The organism is Spirochaetota bacterium (assembly GCA_034190085.1).
GTDB lineage: Bacteria > Spirochaetota > UBA4802 > UBA4802 > JAFGDQ01 > JAXHTS01.
This window is the reverse complement of the sequence record JAXHTS010000052.1, coordinates 1-22,154: the sequence shown is the minus strand read 5'-3', so window position 1 is coordinate 22,154 and position 22,154 is coordinate 1. Positions and strand designations below refer to the sequence as shown.

The following is a 22,154-nucleotide window of genomic DNA, read 5'->3' as shown; positions in this document are numbered from 1 at the left end:
CATAGATGATGTTAATTTTTTTTGTCTCTTAATCTTTCTTTAAGAATTGTCACATAATGAAAAATGATTGATATAAAATAAATAGGGATGTTATAAATACTTCTTATCAAACCGAATCTGTTATAGATCAATACTATCCTTTCATAGAGATTCTTATAGAAATTATTATACCCAAAACCTCCTAATGAATAATATACAACTGGAATGTTTTTATAGAAAATTTTTAAATCCTTATTTGATTCTAATATTTCAAAATACCAGTCCAGTTCACCTTTAAGCTGATATTTTGAATCATAAAATGGGGTTTTATTCTTTTTAATAAACAAAGACTGATGACTAACAGTCCTTGTTCCCATTCGAATCAAATTTTTTTTATTATAATCAAAAGCTTTTAAATATCCCAATTTGTTTCCTTTTTCAGTTTGTACAATAGTATCACCATATACCAAATCAATATCAACAGAATTTACATCATGAAAAAGAATTGCCAATGTATCATTGTTATAAAATCTATCTCCTGCATTTAAAAAATTTACATAATCTCCTGTAGCTAATTCAAGTCCTTTATTCATAGCATCATAAATACCATTGTCAGGCTCGCTAATCCAGTAATCAATTTGATTCTCGTATTTTTTTATTATATTTTGAGTATTATCTGTAGAGTTGCCATCAATTATTATAAATTCAATATTATCATACGACTGATCTAAAACACTTCTAATTGTACCTTCTATAAATTGTTCACTATTTAAAACAACAGTAATGATACTAATGAGTCGTTTATTTTGATCTCTATATTTTTTTAAATTTTTAACTTTTAATCCACCCTGCATTTTTTACTCTTTGTATAAAAATTCACTATTCGTCAATTAAAGGCAATATAGTCAATAAATACATTATAATTTTGTTGTATAAATTTGAATATTGAAAATATTTTTTTAAATTTTATTTTCAAGAGATTTATGTTTATTTGTTATTTGTATAAAATAGTACTGTGAATAGTACAAAAGAGACAAAAAAACCATTGGGCTCATATTTTCAATTTGTGGGCGTTGAAGAAAATTTAAACCTAACATGAACAATAAAATAATTTTTTTACTTCCAATATTTTTATAACAAAGAAAAAGGAAAGGCAGATAAAAAAAGACATATCCGAATATACCATTTCTTAATAAAAAGCCCACTCCGCTGGTCTTCACAATAGTGTTATCATTTGCAAATTTTTTTTTTGATAAACCAAATAATGCATTTTCATTCACTATATCTGTTTTAAAATCTTGAAGCATATTTCTATTATCACCGCTAAAAGAATTGGCTGTTGGATTATATTGAAAGCGCGCAAGCAGTCTATCATTAATTACACTTTTAATAGCTGGGCTTGAAAAATTTTGAAAAGCAATAATAACTATTAAAAAAGTCAAAACTAAAATACAGATTTGTTTAACTTTGTTTTTACTTATAACAAACCAATAAATTACCATAAAAAATAAAGATATTATAAAAGCCATTGAAAGTGTCAAAAATCCTGATATAACCAGGAAAACTCTGGTAATTGTAGATTTAAACGTAAATTCATTTAAAACTAAAAGCCAAGTGATAATTAAAGCAAGCGCCCCAGGTTCATTTGCAAGACCGCATATTCTAATTACTGAAATGTCTCCTATTCTGAAATGTACATTTTTACATATCAATCCGATATAATAAAAAAGATAGGGGCGAGTACGCACCATAAAAGGAATAGGTTCAATATCTACACCAATTGCTAATATAGTGAATAAAATTACTGATAAACCAATGATTATATAGTTGATAAAATATATACTCTTTATGTAAAAATTGTAACCATTTTTTAATATTATACATGTGCTTATTAAAAATATGAACTTAAAAACGACACCAAATGGCCTTCTTAATTCTTCAAGCTCAACAGGGCTTTGAATAAATGCTAATATAAAGAGGGCTATAACATATATTACCCATAACATTATCCATGTAAGATCTCTATTATCTAAATTAAAATATGGTATAAGCATTATAAAAAGGGCTACAGTGAGACCGCCTGATACGACAAAATGATATCCGGGGAATAAAGCATGAGTAATATATGGCATAGAAGTGTACATTATAAATATAGATAATAATGATAGAGTATTTTTTAAAATCATTTTTTATTATTGTAGGTCCATTTACTTATAATGGAATTAAATAGTGAAATGTAAAAATTTGCATTGATAAATAACAAATTTTTTATAAATATATTTATTGATTTTAATATTCTTTTTTCTTTAATAAATAAGTCCAGAATAATTGGAAGTAGAACGATATTGATATATTTTTTCCTGAATTTTTTGTAGTAAGTTGTTCCTTTCAATTCTGTTATTAGATTTCCCCACTTATCTAAAAAGTATTTTGCACCAGATAATCTGTTTTCATAATTTAATGAAATTCTATTAGTTGAATTGGTTGAAAAATATGATAATCTATCTGGGATATATTGGACAATAACATTTGTTATTGCTATTTTCATCCAAAGATCATGGTCTTGACAGCTTGCTAAAGTGTTATCAAAACCACCAATTTCTTGAAAAATATTTTTTTTTATTAACAATGTTGATGTATTAGGAGCTGTCCAACCCTTTAACAAATGATCAAGGATATTATCATTGATCATTTGTTTCCCAGATGGTCTATTTAAACCATTACTATCAATAACCCACTGATCGCAGTAAATTAATCCTATATTTTCATTAAATAATGCTAATTTTAATTGCAATTCGAGTTTATGAGAGTCCCAATAATCATCTGAGTCTAAAAAGGCCAGATATTTACCTTTAGCAATTCTTGCCCCAATATTTCTAGACTCCGCAGCTCCTAGCCTTTTTTTATTTCTAATGAATATTAAATTAGAATTCAAACCGGTATAGAAACTCAAATCTATATCGGAACTCAAATCATAATCAGAACAATCATCTACAATTATGACTTCTTCAGGGATTGATGTTTGATTATAGACTGAGTCCAATGCTCTTAATAATTCTTTTGTTCTATTGTATACTGGAATTATTACAGAGATATTTATCATTGTATTATTGAATAGAAATAGATTTGTTTAAAATGCAAAATCGTTGATTAAGGAAAAATATTATAAATAATTTACAACCAATTATGTATCGCATCAATGAAAATGGGATAATGTAAATTTATTAATCAATTATCATGCCCACATTTTACCCTTAATAAAAAAATTGTTTACTGGTTCAATTACTCCAAAACGATACTGATATCGTGCGCACTTTAATTATTAGGGTTAGGGCAGTTCATGCAGCTTTATGCTTTTTGGTAAGCCCATGGTCAAGGTATTCCTTTAAATTCAAATCATCCCAGAATTCCTCCCAGCAGCCTTCATAAGTATTTGCAACGAATATGCATATCTATGCATTAGCGTGTGAGATCGTCCACTGCATACCAGATAACTAAACGTTGACCGACTATATACTTGTTAGCACTCTATTGCACCACTTCTAATATTGTATCCTTTTACTCGGTATACATCATATTTCATATAATCCTTATTACTTACAAAATAACTTCGTAATTTAAAAACGTTGTTCGTTTACTCTTTAGTAACATTGCTTCCTGGTATATCCTAGCAATTGCAACATCGACCTTTCCTTCCCATAAGAATGCTTTTAATAGACTTTCCCATTCTTCACATCGTTTCATATCATTTTCTCCAAAGAAAACACGCGCAGTATCCCATAAATGTTCCACTGCATGGTACCAATCTAATATTTGATCTGCATCGGGGAAATAATCCTCTTTGAATTTATTCGTCCATATTGCGCCATATTCCAAAATTATTACTACCTTAGCCTTTTCTTACGCCTTGCTCACAGATTTATGCATAAAGCATCTTTTTTAAATGTATCAACTCCTTCTCCAAGACTACTTACAAAGCGCTTATTATGTATTTCTATCCTTTCTTTACCATTTTTACTCTTTTTATACACAATATCAGAATCCATATACACAATCCCCTGTTTGTTTTCCTTATAAACTACTTTCTTATTACCACATATTGGCACCATGCCACCATCCATCTGGATATATATATGTGTTGGAGATACTGCTTCTATACACAAAATATAAGGATATCGACCTTTTATCCATGAATCATGATATAGTTTTGTTCCTATTCGATGAGTTACTCATTCAATACATGTTTCACTAACATCTAAGATAAGTAATTGTGATAAAGAATCTTGTATGCTCAAATGGTATAAATGAAGCTACAAGACTTATCGCTTGCACAGTGTTTGCTTGGCAGACTTCTGGATATCTCAAGAACTCTATTCACAGGATAAACATGTTTCATACATTTAACGCATACATAATGCTGACGATAAATAGTTACTTCTCCAGTTGTAGTTGAAATTATCCACTTGATTTTACCTTTATTTTTTAGTCTTCCATGACAATGGGGATATGTATTTTCCCATATTCTTCTGCTTCATGTGCAGCAATCTTCTCTAACATTTTTTGTTTATATCGTTTCCCGATATCGAGTACTTTAACTTCAAACACATGATGCAATGTGCATGTCTTAACATTATTTGTTATTGTGATTGACTCAATTTATTTTTCCATTAAATCTAATAGTTCATTCTTAATTGCTTCTGGTAACCATTTTTAATTTTTTTGTTCGATATATTTCCCTATCTCCCTTAAAATATTTAAGGGAGATTATAATATAATGTTAAATAATTAATAGCATTTTTATGACTTTATACCCGAAAAATTAGTTTGCGCGCAACAATATCTTTTTGAGATTGTTGGAGTATTTCTTGAATTAATAATTTTTAATTTTACATTTGTTAGTTTTTAATTTCTAAATATTTTAAATTATTAATTTAACATTTTTTAATAAAAGCACTATACTTTGTTTCCCCGTTAAAAATAAAATCACCAACTCCTGATTTAATACAACCATGGTGACACAGCAGGATTACCAAAAAATTTTACCATCCCTATTTACCTTTAAAAATTTTGATAAGAAGTTTAACCATCTTATAGGATTTATATTCAAAACACGTAAAATCCGAAATAGACTATAGAAAAAATGTTTAAATTGTTTCAATTTAAAATTTGCTTTCATTATTTCAAACAATAGCTTTGCTTTTGCTTCTGGAAACTTATTAAAATCTTCACTAAACTTTTCTAATCTTGTTTCTGCTGATTTAATATGATTTTTTAAGCCTTTCTTATTATTCACACTTATCCTATCATGTCCAATATATACTTTTGCGAGAACTTTTGGTGTAAAGTCTACCAGATAATGTTTTGTAATTCTTCGCCAGTAATCACCATCATTTCCTCGTGGTAATTCTTCATCAAAATAGCCTACTTTATCAACGACTTCTTTTTTTATAATTATTGTTGGACAACCACCAATAGCTTGTTTATCCAGCATTTCTGGGAAGACATTACCTTTTAATTGGGGTGCATTTATAGCTACAGGTTTTTTGTCTTCAAAATATTCCATCCATGCATATACTAATCCAACTTTTTTTGATGAATTCTCAATTAAAGGTAATTGCAATTCAAGTTTATCAGGAACCCATTCATCATCATCATCTAAAAAAGCAATATATTTTCCTTTTGCAATTTTTAATCCTTCATTTCGAGCAGCTGAAGCACCACCTGAAATATCTCGTTTAATATAAACAATACGAGGGTCATCATTATAATGTAATATTATCTTGTCTGTATTGTCGGTGGAACCATCAGAAATGACAATTAATTCAAAATCTTGAAATGTTTGTAATAGAACACTATCAATTGCTCTTTTCAACATTTCTGCTCTATTATAAGTAGGTATAATGATTGATACTATAGGATTCATATTTTATTTTGAAAAAATAATTTGTTTTTAAAGAATTATACTTATTATTATTTTTTTTGCGAAAGAACAATTTATAAAAATAATAAACTTATCTATATCCGTTCTTTTATCTTTTTAGCAGGGATCCCAGCCTAAACTTCATATTCAGGAACATTTTTTGTAACAACTGAAGATGCTCCAATAACGGCACCATCTCCAATCTTAACACCAGGCATAATGAGTGTATAGGCTCCAATCCAAACATCATTGCCAATTACTACATCCTTCGTATACATACCTTGATCTTTAATGAGTTGATTTTTGTTTTCGTAATTATAAGAATGTGCAATTATTGTAACGAACTGGCCAAAAAGCACATTGCTACCAATTGTAATTCGTCCTTTCTTGAATCGTAAATTTGCATATCCATTAATGCGTGAACCTTTCCCAATAGAAATGTTTTCAATAGGCCCAGTAAAATTGGCTAGAGAACTAATGGTGCATCCATCACGTTTTTCAATTTGATTAAAATATAATTGTTTTATACATTTTTGTTTGAACTCTCTCCAATAATATTGGATAAGATAAAATATTTGTTTAATACAAAGAATCATATTTTAAACTGTACTACAAAATTAATAATAACTAATGTATTATTGTTGACTCTAAAAATACACACCACCATTTAACACAATATTAGCTCCATGCATATAATCTCCTGATTGTCCAATTATTATTTCTATTGCAGATGCAATTTCTTCAGGTTTTGCAAGTCTACCTAAAGGTAAATCATTAGCAATAATTTCCAATGACCTCTCATTATAATTAGTTAGTAATTCAGTTTTTGTCATACCTGGTGAAACTACATTAACTGAAATTTTTTTGCTTTGAAATTCTTTTGCAACGGATCTGACTAATCCCCATAATGCGCCTTTTGCTGTTAAATATGCACCCATTTGCACAGGTGGTGTATGAAATAAAGCATCTGTTAAAATAACAATTATTTTACTACCTTCGACAAACAAATGATTTGCTGATTTTATACAATTAAGAAAACCTAAACATGCAACTTCTATTTGAGGTAAAATGTCTTCTTCCCAATCTAATTTCAAAGTTTTTTGTGGAATAATTGGAAGTGAAGCATTATGAATCAAAATATCAAGTTTACTATTTTCTATTTGTATTTTTTCTATTATTTTGTTCACAGCAAGAATATCTGACACATCTGCTTTGATGGGGATTGCTCTTCCCCCTGATTCATGAATAAGATTGCAGATTAGATTCGCTTGATTTCGGTTTTTATGATAATTTAAATATATAGTTTTAACTTTACTATATAACTTTAAGGCTATTGCAGCACCAATTCCTCGTGAACCTCCAGTGATTAAACAAGTATCAAAATTGTATGATTTTGTCATTTTATTATTTTTGATATCCTTTTTGATAAATAATTTGTAAATTTTCTAGCACCATATATATTGAGGTGTGTGATTTTAGCGTAGAGTTTTGTATTATAATGAAGTATTATTGGTTTATCAATAATAACATTCGAAAATTCTTTTTCAATAACTTTCAAGTATTGAATTAAAGGCGTTGCATCGATATAATTTTCCTGAAAGGGAATTGGCATTAGACGAATCATTAGAATAACATTTTTTTTTCTTGCTAAAAGAGCCATATCGAATATGTTTTTTTTGTATTTTTTTGAGACTATAAATGCTTTTTTTTCAATTGGTTTGATTGTTTTTCGACGAATATCTTCCTGAAAACCCCTTTGCTCTAAAATAGATCTCGACATATCAAAATGACTAGGTCTATGATATCGATTTACATTGAAATAATAATCAGCTCCCCCTTGAATTTTACCAAAAATAGTTCTTATACCCTCGCGAACCAAATACTGAGGAGGTATAGAAGAATTAAGCATACTTGTTTTAATATCACCACCAAACGATCTTATAAATCTTTTTTTTATTTCAGGATTTTTTGACTTTTCATCTGCCAATAAAGGTGGGAAAACTGCAAATACAATAATTTTTGGTTCATGATGATTTTCAATGTAAGATTTCAGTATATCAATATATCCATCAGGACCGAGCCATCCTAATGTACCTAAGTTGTAGGCTTTTAAGTTTGTTTTTTTTTCAAATTGTCTTGTTATTATTCCAGAAAGACATGCACTTTCTCCTAGAAAAATCACATCATTATACTCATTTGAGTTGTGAACATAACTCATTTGATAATAGATTAGTGACTCCTCAAATGTAGGAACTCGGTATAACTTAAGAAATTGGTTCATATCTTTTGAAAAAAATATTGATATTGAGTAAAGTAATATCATTATAAACAATGAAATAATTAAAATATACATTGATGGAGATATTATTATCCATTTATTATTATCATTATTATCATTATTCTGATTACTTGACTTCATTAGAAATCCATATATAGAACAACAGAATCTTTATTTTCCAATGCCCACAATACAGAAAGAATAATTAAAATAATGATAGCTTTAAAAATGATATAAACCATAAAATATGTATCATTTGGTTTTATTCTGTTGTTAAATTTTATAAATTGTTTCATCATTTATTATTAATTGATTATATAAATGAAATTATGGATATAAAAAAAGTATTAACAATTTTTAAAGTTCGATTTAAATCAACATGAAAAAAAATAAAACTAAAACAAACATAATTAAAAGTGATAAATATAGCAATCAACCTAATTGCAGAATTCTTATAGTAATTCTTCAATCCTGAACGACCAAGCAATGATTTTAAAATATCCCCATAAATACGTGTTACTGCAACACCAAAACCATGAATTAATCCAAAAATAATAAAATTCCAGGTTGAACCATGCCAAACACCAGCAATAAAAAATGTTATAAATATAAGTATATATCCAGCATTCTTCGCATGTCTATTCCATTTTTGAGCGATCCATTTGTAAGAATTCATAAAGATATAGTCCCTAATCCAGATTGAAAGAGTAATATGCCATCTGTTCCAAAATTCAACCATATTGCGAGCTATAAAAGGACTATTAAAATTTTCTGGTAATTTAAGACCAATAAGTTGAGCGCAACCAATAACGATATCACAATAACCTGAAAAGTTTAAATAAACATAAATTGGATAACTATAAAAATATATCATAAAGTGTACAATTACTTTGATACTTGAAACATTACTTATTACTCCAATAGCTTCCCTTTGATAAAGTTTGAGTGCTAAAATTGATAATAATCCCATTTTAAACATTCCAGTAAGTACCCTATTCCATGAAGATAAGATTTCATTTTTAGTGAATGAGGTTTTATCAATTTCATTAAAATAATTATAAAAATCATTATAACGTTGAATTGGTCCTGCTAACAAAGAAAAAAAACCTAACTGGTAGTTTGCATAGTAAAGTAATTTGATATTGGATAATTGATTTTGATATAAGTCAATAATCATATGTATTAATTTAAACATCATATAGGATATGCCAATCAACTCAATTTTATGATCTAGTAAGTTTGTAGGGATGATCAGTTTTAGAAAATCATATTTTTTTATAAAGAGGAAAAATACAACGATAATGGATACAAAAATGAATATATAATTTTGTAATGAGTATTTTTTAATAAGTTTTAAGATTAAATAACTTGATAAAATAAAAACAAAAAAAACAATACAAGTATTAATATTTTGTATATAAGTAATAAGAAAAATTAAATTAATAAAACTTAAAAGTAATTGACGATATACAAGATTGTTTCCTAATAAAAACAGGATAACTGATAAACTTATGAAAATCAGAAAGGGAATGGAAGCAATATTCATTTGATTTAGTTAAACCATTAACAAATTTTTTGTTCAATAAGTTTAATAAATTTTCCAACATTTTGGTCTGCATCTTTTAATCTGGAAATTTCAGATGTGGCAAATTGAATATTAAAGTTTTTCTCAACAGCAATAATAAGATTAATATGTTCAAGGGAATCCCATTCTTCAATATCATCACCTGTCATCTCATCAAAAATTATTATACTATCATCTTCAAAAATATCACGGAATATTTGTTGTAATTGATTTTTAACATCAGACATCTCTCTTTTTTCCCTCCATAATGAAATATTTTAAATTATTAATATTAATTGAATTTGTTTTTAATGACCAGTATGTAGTACCGTCATTTAAATCATTTATTTGTTCAAATCCTAAATGGAAGTATAATTTTTCAACCATTTTATTCTTTGCAGTCGGTATATACTTACCTTCAATAATCGAAATATTATTATTTCGTGATAAATTACAGATATAATTCATAAGAAATTGTTCAACTCCACGGTTTAAAACCCGACAACTCATAAGCCAAGTATCAATTATCAAAGTTTCATTTTTAATTTCAGATAGTATAATTGAAATTAAGCCATTATCACCGAAATTGTCAATAAGTCGTACTGTAAAGGTTTTCCAGGAAGAATTATTTATTATTTCTTCAATATTAATTTTTGTATAACGTTTTGTTGTGAGGTTGAATTGATTTGTCTTATTAATTAGTTGAACAGACCTGTTGATGTTTTCTGGATTAATTGGTTCTACTATTGCTTTCATATTCAGTGACTGAAGATAATCATCAATATTTACTATCTTATTTTGCAATTTCTTTCTTTTAATATCTGACGAGTATAACTCTGCTCGTATTAGATCTTCATTAGTGAAGGAAGTTGTCTCAAAATAACGATAGCTGTCAATTTTCTGTATGTAAAATGCTGGGTCCTCTGGCATTTCAGGCACAGCAACTTCAGGGAGATAATATCGTACAATTCCTCTCTCGTGTGGATTATCATCAACAAATACTATTGAGTCAGTGCCAATATTAATCTCTTGTGCTATTTTCTGTATATTTGCTACTTTATTATTCCAGTTTGCTAAAAAACAAGTGATGTCGTCTAATTTTAAAATCATATCAGGATGTCTTAAAAATGGTTCTTTAGCATTTTTTTCATCATTCTTAGAACAAACTGCTAGAATAATACCTCGATCCTTTAGATTTTTTATATATTGCTGAAAATTTAGAAATGCTTCACCTGTTGGATTTCCTTGACCAAGAGAAATACCACCTAATCCATCGTCACCAATAACACCTCCCCATATAGTATTGTCTAAATCTAAAACCAAACATTTTTTACTTTTGCCAAGTAATGCAACTATTATCGATGCGATACTGTTGGCATATGATGGAAGTAATTCTGGTGTGCAAGGGAGTTTAGAATCGTAATAAAATCTTTGATCACACCATTCTAATTTCCCATGCATTGAAGAGAGCATGTCAATATCATGAATATTGACATAAGCTGGAGCTTTTTTAGATAAAGATTGATTCAAATATGTAAAATACATTCCTTGTGAATATGGAACTCTGTGTTCAATGTTGCCCATAACATTCCATGGAGGAATATCAAAATTATTTTGTATTATTTGACAGTTAATATTCGTGTGTAATGTATTCCATAAATTCATCCAACGATTGATTTCCTGATCAACAATTTCTTTTACATCATTTTCGCTTAGTCCAAATTTTGGAAATAATTTGATATCCTTGTGTCCACATATTAGAATGACAATTTGAGGTTTAAAGCGATATAAATTCGAATCTTTTGAATAAATTTCCTGATTTATTACGCTATATTCTGACTCATAAATTTCTACATCAATGTCTGAACAGAATAAAAATAGATCAATAAACCATGTTAACTGATTGGTCGTATAACTACCTAATATTGCTATTTTTGTCTTATTTATATTTTTATTCAGATTATATGTTCGTACTTTATTTACTAAATTATAATAGGATTTAAAAGTAGAGTAGTCATAATCTATAGATAAAGCTGATTTCAAAACGTTGAATGCAACATCTGATTGATTTGAAGAAATCATTTTCGATAATGATTTTTTAAATTTTGGGAAAAGGAGTAATCTTTTTTGCCCTTCAGATGTAATAAATTCTTTCAATTCGTTAGTTATTTTTTCATCCATTATAATCTTCTTTTAATCCAATTTGAATTTTAGCCTTCGAAACTTTAGTTCCTTCTTGGTTGAAGATGTTTACTTTTGCAATTACAGTTTTGACAGATTTGAATATTTCGGTTATTTCCAACTTGATTGTAATCTTGTCATTGTGATAACATGGATAGAGATATTTCATTTCAATACTTTGTAAAATACTTTTTTCACCAGGCAAGTCCATCCCAATTATTGCTGAAACAAAACTCGTTAATAAGATTCCATGCGCAACTCGTCCTTTAAAACCTTTAGCTTTAGCTGCTTTATTTGAAATATGTATACTACTAAAATCACCAGAAATATGAGCAAAGTGATCAATCAATTCTTCAGTTATTATGAATTCTCGTTCAATCGATTTTCCATATAATTCATCAATTGAATACCATATCAACTTATCTGATGACATATCAAATCTATCTGTTAGCATAAATGTTTAATTTGAGTATAATAATTTAAATCTCATTAATACCACTAATTAACATCTTAAAATTAATACTATCACATTTATCAGTTATTGTAAGTCTGGGTAACACTTTTCTTTCTCTATGAATTGTTTTTGATATTGAAGTAAAGACTGCTTTATACCCCATTTTAAGTATAACATCGTTCTGCCAGTCATGAAATTTACCACCAGGATAGGCAAACATATCAACTTTATTCGATAAATTTTCTTCAATGATTTTCTTTGATAGCATAATGTCATTTTTCAAAGTTATAATATCCATATTTTTAAAATGTTTGTGACAATGCCCGTGTGATTGAAAATCTATAAGACCAGTTTCCATCATTTCTTTCATTTGTTGCCAAGAACAATGTTTTTTACCTTCTATCATTGATTTGTCTGTTTCAATAAATGCTGTAGGAACGAATACTGTAGCAGGAATATTATTTTTTTTAAGAATTGGAAAAGCATTATAGAAAAAATCATCAAAAGCATCATCAAAAGTTAGTGCTATTCGAGGGAAATTAATTGATTGCTTATTTATTAACTCATGCAAAGGTACAATAATAAAAAATTTTTTTATTATTTTAATTTGATTAATTAATTTTTGTTCTGATATGGCATATTCATAATTGGATTTTTCTTTTTCTATAGAATGATACATAAGTATAACATCTCTTGGATGAAATATATAAAAAAGTTTTGGTAAGCCGATTATTGTACATAGATATAATATTTTTTTTTTAATTGATCGGTAAGTCATTATTGAAATTTTTTTTATATTATATTTGGGAACTGGTCTAGATCATGATCTCCATAGCTGAAAAGCCAAGATGTTTTATCTTGGAATAATTTTTTTTCTTCAATATCGTCTGATATATATATTACAGGGATTGTCTCACTTCTTTTTTTATACCCAAATCGTTTAATCACTTTCTCTATTTCACTTATAGAGGTTGAAATGATTGAGGATTCTGTTTTTGCATCTGTAAAAATTGACAATACATGATTGAGTAGATAATACATTGTCTTATTATCTTTTAGGTCTGCCATTAGTTCAAGTATTATCCCGTTATTATTTTCATGAGGTTTTTGTCCAACTCTAATTATTGTATAACCTAAAACATTTTCACCTTTTGTTGCTAAAAAAATACGATATTCTAGATGAGGTTGATCAACGAATTTCCAGTTTAAGTATTCACTTGTTCTATTAACAGCAAATTTGTATGGTTTCATTAATCCTATTAAATCTTTATCTAATAAATCGGCAAAACGCTCAATTTCACTAATACTTATTCCAGATTTATTCAAAACTGTATAATTTTTTATTTTATAATATAACAACCTAATTTTTAAAGGAAGATTCAATATATAATGTAATAATATTATAATCTTAAATTTTTTTATGTATATAAAAATTAAATCCCCAAATTTGTTAAACATATTAAGTCGTTTTAATAAAGCATTAGATATTTTTTCAATTGTCCATCTTTGTCTCAAGAAATAATTAAACACTGGTGGACCATCAATTCCGCCAAGCTTATGTTTAATGCTTCGATTTGCCTTACTCATTCCAAGGCTCATAAAAATTTGCGCTGATTCCTGATTCGCTTTCTGCAAATTGTATCCAATTGATTCACCTCTAAATTCAGATAAAACAAGCGTATTAATAGACCATGACGCTGTGTAAATTTTTTTCCCTAATTTCAAAGGAACTATCATTGCAGCAGTATGCCCAACAATTTGATTATTCTTTTTTGCAATCCAAATTGGAAGAGGTAATTTAATATAGTTCTTTATTATGAAAGGATTTTTTATAAATAACCATTCCCATCTCTCAGGTATCTGATATGGAGATCGTTCCTTCCAGTTTTTTGATATAAAATTAAATATTTCTTCTTTGTCTTTGATTCTTGCTATTCGTACAATTGCCTTACTACCCATAAAAGATAAATTTAATTCTGTTTAAATATTTGTTTATTAATACTCATCTCATATACTTCTCGAAATTCACCTTGTTGGGAATTTTTTGGATATTTAGTAATTTCATCAAATCTTCTCCATGTAACTACATCATCAATTGTGATAGTTTTATAATAAACTGATATGCTATCAATAATAAATCCTAATCTTTTATAGAGCAATATTGCAGATTTATTATCTACAAATACTTCTAACGATAGCTTTTCTAGGGATAAATTTTCAAAAGCCCATTTTATTAAAGTTTTTGAAGCGGATGTCATAATACCTTTTGATTTGCAATTTTTATCATGGATAATTCTCCCAAATTCTGCTTGTTTTGTAAGTGGATTTAAATTGTAAATTGATATTTGTCCTATTGATATATTATGTTCAGATTCAATAATGAAAATTATATCATTATTCTTATCTTTATAAGATTGAAGCCAATTCAATACCTCGTTTTCGTCAGGCTCTATCCATGATAAAAATGATTTAGAAAAATCTCTTCGCCATCTCGACATGTTCCTCGCATCATCAATTCCAATCTTGACAGGACGTAAATAATAAAGATTATTCTCATTGTCGTATGCTCTTAGAAAATTATTATTTAATATCTTACCATTTTTTAGATTACTTATTATTTCTAAAGAATTCATACTTACTTATTGTTATAAAATTTTTTAATTGTATCAATAATGTATTGTACTTCATTATTTGTTAAATCAGGATATAAAGGTAGGGTGATAATCATTTGAAAAATTTTTTCTGCTTTCGGCAAGCTTGTTCGATTCCCATAACAACGATACAAATGAATTGGCTTGTAATGCACACCTGTATTTATCTTTTTTTCTTGAAGGAAAACACTTAATTCATTACGGTTTTGAGCTTTAATTTCACATAGATGCCATGATGAATTAAAAACTTCATTATCTTCTGGGGGCATCTTTATCTCTTCTAAATCCCTCAATCCTTCCCTATACATATCAATAATTTCTTTTCTTCTTTTATTCCCTTTTTCTAATTTTTTTAATTGGACTAACCCAATTGCTGCAGAAATATCATTGAGATGGGATTTAAGACCAATCTCATCTACACTATATTCCCACCAATAACTTCTATCTAATTTTGTCCTATCCCACGTACCTTTGTCGATTCCTAACCATCTATTTCTCTTGGCTCTATTAGCCAAATTTTCATCATTTAAGGTAATTGCGCCACCTTCTCCCATTGCCAGATTTTTAACTGCATGAAAACTAAAACATCCGATGTCACCTAATCCTCCAACTGGTTTACCTTTATATTTTGCTCCAGAAGCATGCGCACAATCCTCAACTATGGGGATATTACCTGCTATTTCCTTTAATTTATCAATATCAACAGGTCTACCACTATAATGTACAGGAATAATTGCTTTAGTTCTTGGTGAAATTTTACGAGCAACATCCTCTATATCGATATTTAATGTATCTTCATCAATATCTACAAAAATAGGTGTTGCAAGATTATAAACAACACAATGAGCTGAAGAAACAAAAGTCATTGTTGGTACAATAACTTCATCTCCATGATTAACACCAAGAAGCTTCATTGCCATATCAAGAGCCGCTGTGCATGAATTTAGACCTATACAATATTTAACATTACAGTATTTTGCAAATTCTCTTTCAAATTCTGCTGTTTTCGGACCAAGACCGACCCATCCTGATCGTATTACTTCACTCACAGCATTTATCTCTTCTTCATTATAATATGGTTTAAATACTTGTATCATTTTATTTCGCCACCTATTGATTTATATATATTAATCATTTCTTCAATCCGTTTATCCCAAGTATGATTGTTGATTATTTCTTCTCTTCCATTTTGTGCAATATTTTCTCTCTCTTCAGAATTATTAAGATAAAAATGAATTAACTCTACAGCTTCATTGATTGTATCAAACCAAACAAGATGTTTTTTTGTTTCAAAGACCTCTTCTATACCTGGGAAATATTTTGTAAGATGAAACGCACCACATGCCATACAGTTAAAAGGTCTGCGCCAAGAGGCATAATAATAAACATCATTTACTGCATTATACCCTAAAGTAATCTTTGCCTTTGAACATGTATCGACAAATTCTTTACTTACAACAAAATTATGCAATACAATGTTTTGGTGATCTGTAAATAAATCCCAGTTGTTTCCAAAAATATGTATTGTAATTCCACTTTCAGCAATTGCCTTAATTAAATTTCTTCTTTCTTCATGTCCTGGTAAAAAGTCGGCATTGTTTCCAAAAAAAACAACATCGTATTTTTTTTCTAATTGAATCGGTCTATAAATATCTGGATCTGATCCAACCCACCAGAAACCGATATTTTTTACTCCCAAATCGTGGTGCTGCTTAATTATTCTTTGATCTTTATGATACAATAATGTTATATCAGCGTATTTGCCAATATCAATAACGTAAGGTTGAGGAGTATTTCGGAAATCGCCATAAAAATGTATTACTTTGCATTTAGAATTTTTTTTTATTATTTTTATAGTATCCCCTTGTATTGTTTCACCTTTCCCAATATGTATTAAATTCGGTCTTGTTATTTTTGCAACTATATAAAGGGATGTATTCATTATCTGCTTTCCAAAATACTTTGCTATCTTACGATAATCGAATTTTATTAACTTTACTATTTTATTATAAGCTGAAGAAATACCTTCAACATTTATTTGCGCTTGTGGTTCTGAAATCGTATCAACGTACAACACTTTAAAATTCATCAATTCTTGCCTACATCTTTTACTTTCATTGCTTGGATACACAAAATATGGTGATATATATCATGTTCAATCCTTTTGAAATTGTTAAAACCGCATTCCTTTAAGAAATTGCACAGTCGAGTATATGTAAATCCAGTCAAATGATCTTGAGCTGAATATTTGTCTTTTTCTTTTTTATTTCCTCCAAAAATATTATTTATTGCTTCTTTTTCAGAAAGTATCCCTTTAACTAACCAATCTTCAAATATTCTTTCAAGATCAGGTACTTCTATTAGAATTATTCCACCTATTTTTAACACTCTATTCCATGCTATAAGCGTATCAGAAGTTTTGTATGGTGGTATATGTTCCAATAAGGCATGAGTAAAGATATAATCGACAGATTTTGATTTAATCTTTTTTAATTTAACACAGTCCATAATGAGATCACATTTTCCAGCCCAATTTTCAATATCAATATTAATAAATCCATCTAATTTAACTGATCCACAACCAAGGTGTAACTTTAAAGTATTGATTTTTTTTATTTTTTTTATTGAAAAAGCGTTAAAGAGAGCTATATAAATATGTTTAATAATTGGAACTTGATATAACCTTTTCGCAGCCTTTTTAATTAATTTCATTAAATATTTTATCATGAAATAAAATTAACATATTCATAATTTAATAATATATAATTCTTGATCTGAAAGAGCAGGTGATGATTCAGTTTTAAAAATCATTTCTTGGTTGATTTTTGGGTTCTTTACGTTCATTTTTATTGTGTTAATAATAAAATCTCTGTTGTAAGTATTGAGAAAAAAACCAGATTTTTTTCTCTTTATAATTATATCCTCTTGCATTTCAATAGGGGGAATAAAAAATAGAATCAACACACAATTTTTACTGACTCTTAAAGATTCGGCAAGAATCTTTTCTGCTTTATCTTTTGGATGATGTTCAATGACATGTCTAATAATAGATACATCGAATTCTTTATCATTAAAAGGTAAATTTGCAGCATCTCCTAATTCAAACCTTGCTTCTGGGAACATTTTTCGTGAAAATTCAATATGCCTTGGAGTTATATCTAAACCAGTATAAGATATCCTATCAGCATATTCTTTTATTGCTCTATATTGCACTCCTCCCCCTGATCCGATATCAAGAATATTTGTTCCGTTTTTTACACACTTCTCTGCTATTAGCTTATAGGTTGGATCTTTTTCCCAATCTTCATTTCTTAATTTTTCACCCCAAATTCTATCGACTTTATTATCATCCCATTTATTTTGCCATAACTCCCAAGCCGATCCATTCTTATTTTTTTCTATAATGCGATTAATTAATGATACTATATTCATTTATTCACTCCCTATACTAATGATTCTATTAATTTAAAAATTTATAAAAACGAAGAGATAAGAGATTTTGCAACTTTATCCCATGTGTAATTGGAAGCTATTTCCCTTCCTTGGAGCATAAGTTCTTGGCGTTCCTTGTCATTTTCAATATAGAAATTGATCAAATTTTTCAAATGAGTAGGAGATTCATATTGCGGAACTGTTCCTCTAAATAATTCATCAATACCATGATTAAGATCAGAAATACAAAATCCTCCACTAGCTAAAATATCAAAGATACGTACAGCAACAAAACCCTCTTTTCTCATTTCATCGCTGTGATCGTTTAAGCTGACTTTTGACTTTGCATAATACTCATTAAGATTTGTATAGTCAATATATTGTCCACCAATATATTGACTATTAATTCTATTTTCCCATCTTGTTCCCCATACTTTAAAGTTATATTTAGTCTTTCCTATATCCTGCACAATTTGCCTTATCCCATCAATTCTATTATTTCCTACAAAAAAGATATCGTAATCAAAACTATTATCAGGAGTATGAAAACATTTTTTAGCAGTAGCTCCAAATAAAATGTTGGATTCAAATCCCATTTCTTCAATTTTTTTGTTAAATGAGGAAGATAAACAAAATATTTTATCATATCTTTTTAATAGGTTATCATCAACTTTTTCAGGATGACTATATATCCAGATAATTTTAAACGCATTTTTGGGCAATTTCATATGAGATCCGAATAAATGAATAATAATATTTGGTTTATCGTTTGTTACAAGATATCCTAATTGCCCCAAAGCTTTAGTAAGCTCATATTTTACCCAGTAGTCACCCCATTGCATTTGTCGGTATAGATTTGAATCTGTATCAGATGGAGATAAAATTGATATTCGTGAAGGTTTATTATCGAATAGTTTGCTTACTTTTTTAGGATTCATATTTTTATACTTTTTACAATTTCACTATTGAAAACTATTTTAATTAAAATTGCCAGCACTCAATAATTCTGTGTATAAAATTTTATTTATTGTATGTTACTGTTTATTCTCAATACATCAATTTCATATTATTTATTCATCAAATTTGTTACTGCTTTTATAATGCTTTACTATATTTTTATAATCTGTAATTTATACATTATTATTGATAGTAACACATATATGAATCCTCCGATTAAGACAGATATGAAAAATATAAATAAGTTTGATATTGCGATAATCGATGTTAAATAATATATTCCTAATACCATAATCAATGTATTGAATAATGGATATATAATAAATTTTAGTTCATTAATCTTGACTGTAAATATCTTATATAAATAAATAAACCAGATTATAGTTGTACTTGCTGTAGATATCAGAAGTCCAATAGCTGTACCAGTTATATTATATTGATTTGTAAGTGGAACTATTACCAAAAATAATATAATTACCCTCGATGTTACCATTAAAAAAGTTATTTTTGGTTTACCAAATGCGTTAAATAATGAAGCACTGGAATCAGTAAAGATTTTTATTAAAATTGCTATTGAGATAATCTGTATTGGGGTTACAGCTAATATCCATTTTTTCCCCAACAATAGTTCTACAAACGAAGGAGCTAATATGATAAGCCCACCAACAAAGGGAATGCATATTAAAGCTATAATTGATAAAATTTGTAAATATATTTTTTTTAGTCGTAATACATCCATCTGAATTGTTGAATAGGCAGGGAACATGACCTTTTGAATAATTTTATTAAATGTTGCAATATATTCAGCAATTCGGTTAGCCATTATATATATTCCTAAGCTTGTTACTCCTAATATTTTAGTTATTACAATTTTATCACCCTCTTTCGATAGAAATATTACTATACCAGTTAATAAAATCCACTTACCATAGCGAAATAATTGTTTAGCTTTCTCAAGGTCAAGCCTAAATTTTGGCTTGTATGGATGTATCATAAAAGATGCTGTTGTTGTTATCATAGTTGTTATAAGTGTTCCCCAGACAATAGCCCATTCATTTCTTAGTATAAATGCTAATAAAATTGTAATTCCGATATTCGGTATAATGCTGATAATTTCAAAAATAAAACTCTTTTTGAAATTTAAGTTTTTTGAAAATAATATTATTCCTATATTCCTAAAACTTTTAATAATAAAATTAAAGGACATTGCTTGTATTATAAGCTTAGATTCAGCGACTTCAAAAAAATCACTAACTAGTGGGGCAGATAAAAATAAAATGAGAAATAAAATTAAACCCCTGATAATTGATACTGTCCAACCAGTATTTAAATAATTCTCATCAATTGATTGATTCTGAATCAAAGCACTTCTAAAGCCCGTCTCGGAGAACAACTCAAGAAAGCTTATAACTATTGACGCTATTCCAATTAAACCAAAGTGTTCTGGAGCAAGAAGTCGAGCTAAAATAATCGTCTTAATAAATCCAAGACCTTTGTTTAAAAGTTGCAGTAGAAATAACCAATAAAATCCTTTTGTTACTTTTACTTTAAGAGTATTTCCATCTCCTATGAACTTCTGAATTGATATATTTAGTTTCGTATTTATGAATGATTTTATTATTTTCTCCAATTTTGAAACTTTAAATCATTAGTTAAGATGTTTTGTATTTATTTATTAAAGACAGATACTTTATTTTGATTTTATTTTTATCATATAAATTTTATACTATAATACCATTCCCTAGACTATATTTATTGATATGAGACAAGATAATTATAGTTTATGAATGATTATACATTACTTTTGCTATCACTTTTATAAATACTAATATATAATATCAAATCTCCACTTCTCTCCTCAGTTCCTCAATCTCACTTCTCATCACCTCATACTCCTCTTCCTTTCTGCGCAAATATTCACGAGTAATCTTCATCTTTTCTTTAATGCCGACAGGTGTTAATATATATCTGTAAGCTAATTTATTATTGCTATTTTTAAAATTCTCAAGCTTAATAACACCCTTGTCTACAAGAGATTTTATTAGATAATTCACCTTGCCAAGACTATACCCAAGATTATCTGCAATAGAGCGCTGCGTAGTAAAGTCATCACTCTCAATCTCTTTTATTATCTTATAGATGTCCTCTATATTTTCATGATTTTTCATTAATTATGAATATGAATTGATAATTTTCATGGAAACGTTCAATCATTGAACACACTATTTTAATTTTAGTAAATTGTCAATATTTTTTAATTAAAACATCATAATATTTTGTAACTTATCAAGAAGTAGTAGGCAAAATAAAATTAATTACCGTTCCTCTTTTTGCCCTTCATGGTGCTACTATAAGCATAGATATTATGTACTACCAAGAATTTGTTCACGGATAATTTCTGACAATTGAGGTATTATATCGAAACCAGATAATCTTTCCAACAAGTAATCATAGAATTAAATATCCAGTTTTCTACACTTTTTTTTACCGCCATATTCGCCAAATCTAAATCTTATAGAACGATTATGGAAATTTCTTCATAAGATTATCCATTATAACAAATATTACGAAACATTTCTTGAGTTAAAAAAAGCATGCTTACATTTTCTAAATAAGGCTTCCTGGAAAAGTAGATATTTAGACTATACAGGGAACACTCCACATTCACATCGTCTCATGTGACGCAGTAAAATTTGGGCAAAAAGAAGCCTTAGCTTCCTTTCAAGATTCATCACCAG

23 protein-coding genes and 1 pseudogene are annotated in these 22,154 nt (G+C 28.1%); 1 reads left to right on the top strand and 23 read right to left on the bottom strand.

The window, feature by feature from the left end:
- Window positions 1–11 precede the first annotated feature (11 nt).
- The 23 genes from SVZ03_09905 to SVZ03_09795 form a co-directional block, all read right to left on the bottom strand.
- Complete coding sequence (locus SVZ03_09905) at window positions 12–833, bottom strand: glycosyltransferase family 2 protein (GenBank protein ID MDY6934520.1); 822 nt, start codon at window positions 831–833, stop codon at window positions 12–14.
- 105 nt (window positions 834–938) lie between these two features.
- On the bottom strand, window positions 939–2,165 hold the full coding sequence (locus tag SVZ03_09900; protein MDY6934519.1) for a hypothetical protein: 1,227 nt from the start codon (window positions 2,163–2,165) through the stop codon (window positions 939–941).
- Window positions 2,162–3,082: a glycosyltransferase family A protein gene (locus tag SVZ03_09895; GenBank protein ID MDY6934518.1), complete on the bottom strand. Its 921-nt coding sequence runs from the start codon at window positions 3,080–3,082 to the stop codon at window positions 2,162–2,164. Before SVZ03_09895 ends, SVZ03_09900 begins: the two co-directional genes overlap by 4 nt.
- Window positions 3,083–3,576: 494 nt before the next feature.
- On the bottom strand, window positions 3,577–3,855 hold the full coding sequence (locus SVZ03_09890) for a hypothetical protein (GenBank protein ID MDY6934517.1): 279 nt from the start codon (window positions 3,853–3,855) through the stop codon (window positions 3,577–3,579).
- A gap of 35 nt (window positions 3,856–3,890) precedes the next feature.
- Entirely contained in the window at window positions 3,891–4,088 is a 198-nt protein-coding gene (locus tag SVZ03_09885; protein MDY6934516.1) for a hypothetical protein, read from the bottom strand.
- A 917-nt stretch (window positions 4,089–5,005) separates the two neighbouring features.
- Window positions 5,006–5,902 (bottom strand): glycosyltransferase family A protein, encoded by an 897-nt coding sequence (locus tag SVZ03_09880; GenBank protein MDY6934515.1) that lies wholly within the window; start codon window positions 5,900–5,902, stop codon window positions 5,006–5,008.
- A gap of 131 nt (window positions 5,903–6,033) precedes the next feature.
- The gene (locus tag SVZ03_09875) at window positions 6,034–6,495 is read right to left on the bottom strand and encodes an acyltransferase (GenBank protein MDY6934514.1); all 462 of its coding nucleotides are present in this window, start codon (window positions 6,493–6,495) and stop codon (window positions 6,034–6,036) included.
- A gap of 51 nt (window positions 6,496–6,546) precedes the next feature.
- Window positions 6,547–7,299, bottom strand: a complete 753-nt coding sequence (locus SVZ03_09870; protein MDY6934513.1) for an SDR family oxidoreductase — start codon at window positions 7,297–7,299, stop codon at window positions 6,547–6,549.
- Window positions 7,296–8,318, bottom strand: coding sequence for a hypothetical protein (locus tag SVZ03_09865; protein MDY6934512.1), 1,023 nt, complete (start codon window positions 8,316–8,318; stop codon window positions 7,296–7,298). The genes SVZ03_09870 and SVZ03_09865 overlap by 4 nt, the downstream gene beginning before the upstream one ends.
- A gap of 172 nt (window positions 8,319–8,490) precedes the next feature.
- Window positions 8,491–9,723: an MBOAT family O-acyltransferase gene (locus SVZ03_09860; protein ID MDY6934511.1), complete on the bottom strand. Its 1,233-nt coding sequence runs from the start codon at window positions 9,721–9,723 to the stop codon at window positions 8,491–8,493.
- Between the two features lie 17 nt (window positions 9,724–9,740).
- A complete protein-coding gene (locus tag SVZ03_09855) occupies window positions 9,741–9,989 on the bottom strand; it encodes an acyl carrier protein (GenBank protein ID MDY6934510.1) in 249 nt (82 codons plus the stop codon).
- Window positions 9,982–11,922: an HAD-IIIC family phosphatase gene (locus tag SVZ03_09850; GenBank protein ID MDY6934509.1), complete on the bottom strand. Its 1,941-nt coding sequence runs from the start codon at window positions 11,920–11,922 to the stop codon at window positions 9,982–9,984. Before SVZ03_09850 ends, SVZ03_09855 begins: the two co-directional genes overlap by 8 nt.
- Window positions 11,915–12,355, bottom strand: coding sequence for a MaoC/PaaZ C-terminal domain-containing protein (locus SVZ03_09845; protein MDY6934508.1), 441 nt, complete (start codon window positions 12,353–12,355; stop codon window positions 11,915–11,917). Before SVZ03_09845 ends, SVZ03_09850 begins: the two co-directional genes overlap by 8 nt.
- A 46-nt stretch (window positions 12,356–12,401) precedes the next feature.
- A complete protein-coding gene (locus SVZ03_09840) occupies window positions 12,402–13,055 on the bottom strand; it encodes a polysaccharide deacetylase family protein (protein ID MDY6934507.1) in 654 nt (217 codons plus the stop codon).
- Between the two features lie 113 nt (window positions 13,056–13,168).
- Entirely contained in the window at window positions 13,169–14,335 is a 1,167-nt protein-coding gene (locus SVZ03_09835; protein ID MDY6934506.1) for a hypothetical protein, read from the bottom strand.
- An 11-nt stretch (window positions 14,336–14,346) separates the two neighbouring features.
- Complete coding sequence (locus SVZ03_09830; GenBank protein MDY6934505.1) at window positions 14,347–15,009, bottom strand: GNAT family N-acetyltransferase; 663 nt, start codon at window positions 15,007–15,009, stop codon at window positions 14,347–14,349.
- Between the two features lie 2 nt (window positions 15,010–15,011).
- Window positions 15,012–16,124, bottom strand: a complete 1,113-nt coding sequence (locus tag SVZ03_09825) for a DegT/DnrJ/EryC1/StrS family aminotransferase (protein MDY6934504.1) — start codon at window positions 16,122–16,124, stop codon at window positions 15,012–15,014.
- A complete protein-coding gene (locus SVZ03_09820; protein ID MDY6934503.1) occupies window positions 16,121–17,116 on the bottom strand; it encodes a glycosyltransferase in 996 nt (331 codons plus the stop codon). The genes SVZ03_09825 and SVZ03_09820 overlap by 4 nt, the downstream gene beginning before the upstream one ends.
- Window positions 17,116–17,739: a hypothetical protein gene (locus SVZ03_09815; GenBank protein MDY6934502.1), complete on the bottom strand. Its 624-nt coding sequence runs from the start codon at window positions 17,737–17,739 to the stop codon at window positions 17,116–17,118. Before SVZ03_09815 ends, SVZ03_09820 begins: the two co-directional genes overlap by 1 nt.
- A gap of 33 nt (window positions 17,740–17,772) precedes the next feature.
- Window positions 17,773–18,459, bottom strand: coding sequence for a class I SAM-dependent methyltransferase (locus SVZ03_09810; protein MDY6934501.1), 687 nt, complete (start codon window positions 18,457–18,459; stop codon window positions 17,773–17,775).
- Between the two features lie 41 nt (window positions 18,460–18,500).
- A complete protein-coding gene (locus SVZ03_09805) occupies window positions 18,501–19,397 on the bottom strand; it encodes a glycosyltransferase (GenBank protein ID MDY6934500.1) in 897 nt (298 codons plus the stop codon).
- Window positions 19,398–19,567: 170 nt separating this feature from the next.
- Window positions 19,568–21,046, bottom strand: coding sequence for a lipopolysaccharide biosynthesis protein (locus SVZ03_09800; GenBank protein ID MDY6934499.1), 1,479 nt, complete (start codon window positions 21,044–21,046; stop codon window positions 19,568–19,570).
- A gap of 208 nt (window positions 21,047–21,254) precedes the next feature.
- Window positions 21,255–21,566, bottom strand: a complete 312-nt coding sequence (locus SVZ03_09795; GenBank protein ID MDY6934498.1) for a MarR family EPS-associated transcriptional regulator — start codon at window positions 21,564–21,566, stop codon at window positions 21,255–21,257.
- Window positions 21,567–21,888: 322 nt separating this feature from the next.
- Here SVZ03_09795 and SVZ03_09790 point away from each other — a divergent pair.
- A pseudogene (locus tag SVZ03_09790) lies at window positions 21,889–22,098 on the top strand (transposase).
- Window positions 22,099–22,154 lie beyond the last annotated feature (56 nt).

What these genes read in the sequence shown, in the direction of transcription:
- SVZ03_09905 (MDY6934520.1), bottom strand. Translation starts at nt 833, where the DNA reads ATGCAGGGTGGATTAAAAGTTAAAAATTTAAAAAAATATAGAGATCAA.
- SVZ03_09900 (MDY6934519.1), bottom strand. Translation starts at nt 2,165, where the DNA reads ATGATTTTAAAAAATACTCTATCATTATTATCTATATTTATAATGTAC.
- SVZ03_09895 (MDY6934518.1), bottom strand. Translation starts at nt 3,082, where the DNA reads ATGATAAATATCTCTGTAATAATTCCAGTATACAATAGAACAAAAGAA.
- SVZ03_09885 (MDY6934516.1), bottom strand. Translation starts at nt 4,088, where the DNA reads ATGGTGCCAATATGTGGTAATAAGAAAGTAGTTTATAAGGAAAACAAA.
- SVZ03_09880 (MDY6934515.1), bottom strand. Translation starts at nt 5,902, where the DNA reads ATGAATCCTATAGTATCAATCATTATACCTACTTATAATAGAGCAGAA.
- SVZ03_09875 (MDY6934514.1), bottom strand. Translation starts at nt 6,495, where the DNA reads ATGATTCTTTGTATTAAACAAATATTTTATCTTATCCAATATTATTGG.
- SVZ03_09870 (MDY6934513.1), bottom strand. Translation starts at nt 7,299, where the DNA reads ATGACAAAATCATACAATTTTGATACTTGTTTAATCACTGGAGGTTCA.
- SVZ03_09865 (MDY6934512.1), bottom strand. Translation starts at nt 8,318, where the DNA reads ATGAAGTCAAGTAATCAGAATAATGATAATAATGATAATAATAAATGG.
- SVZ03_09860 (MDY6934511.1), bottom strand. Translation starts at nt 9,723, where the DNA reads ATGAATATTGCTTCCATTCCCTTTCTGATTTTCATAAGTTTATCAGTT.
- SVZ03_09855 (MDY6934510.1), bottom strand. Translation starts at nt 9,989, where the DNA reads ATGTCTGATGTTAAAAATCAATTACAACAAATATTCCGTGATATTTTT.
- SVZ03_09850 (MDY6934509.1), bottom strand. Translation starts at nt 11,922, where the DNA reads ATGGATGAAAAAATAACTAACGAATTGAAAGAATTTATTACATCTGAA.
- SVZ03_09845 (MDY6934508.1), bottom strand. Translation starts at nt 12,355, where the DNA reads ATGTCATCAGATAAGTTGATATGGTATTCAATTGATGAATTATATGGA.
- SVZ03_09840 (MDY6934507.1), bottom strand. Translation starts at nt 13,055, where the DNA reads ATGTATCATTCTATAGAAAAAGAAAAATCCAATTATGAATATGCCATA.
- SVZ03_09835 (MDY6934506.1), bottom strand. Translation starts at nt 14,335, where the DNA reads ATGGGTAGTAAGGCAATTGTACGAATAGCAAGAATCAAAGACAAAGAA.
- SVZ03_09830 (MDY6934505.1), bottom strand. Translation starts at nt 15,009, where the DNA reads ATGAATTCTTTAGAAATAATAAGTAATCTAAAAAATGGTAAGATATTA.
- SVZ03_09825 (MDY6934504.1), bottom strand. Translation starts at nt 16,124, where the DNA reads ATGATACAAGTATTTAAACCATATTATAATGAAGAAGAGATAAATGCT.
- SVZ03_09820 (MDY6934503.1), bottom strand. Translation starts at nt 17,116, where the DNA reads ATGAATTTTAAAGTGTTGTACGTTGATACGATTTCAGAACCACAAGCG.
- SVZ03_09815 (MDY6934502.1), bottom strand. Translation starts at nt 17,739, where the DNA reads ATGAAATTAATTAAAAAGGCTGCGAAAAGGTTATATCAAGTTCCAATT.
- SVZ03_09810 (MDY6934501.1), bottom strand. Translation starts at nt 18,459, where the DNA reads ATGAATATAGTATCATTAATTAATCGCATTATAGAAAAAAATAAGAAT.
- SVZ03_09805 (MDY6934500.1), bottom strand. Translation starts at nt 19,397, where the DNA reads ATGAATCCTAAAAAAGTAAGCAAACTATTCGATAATAAACCTTCACGA.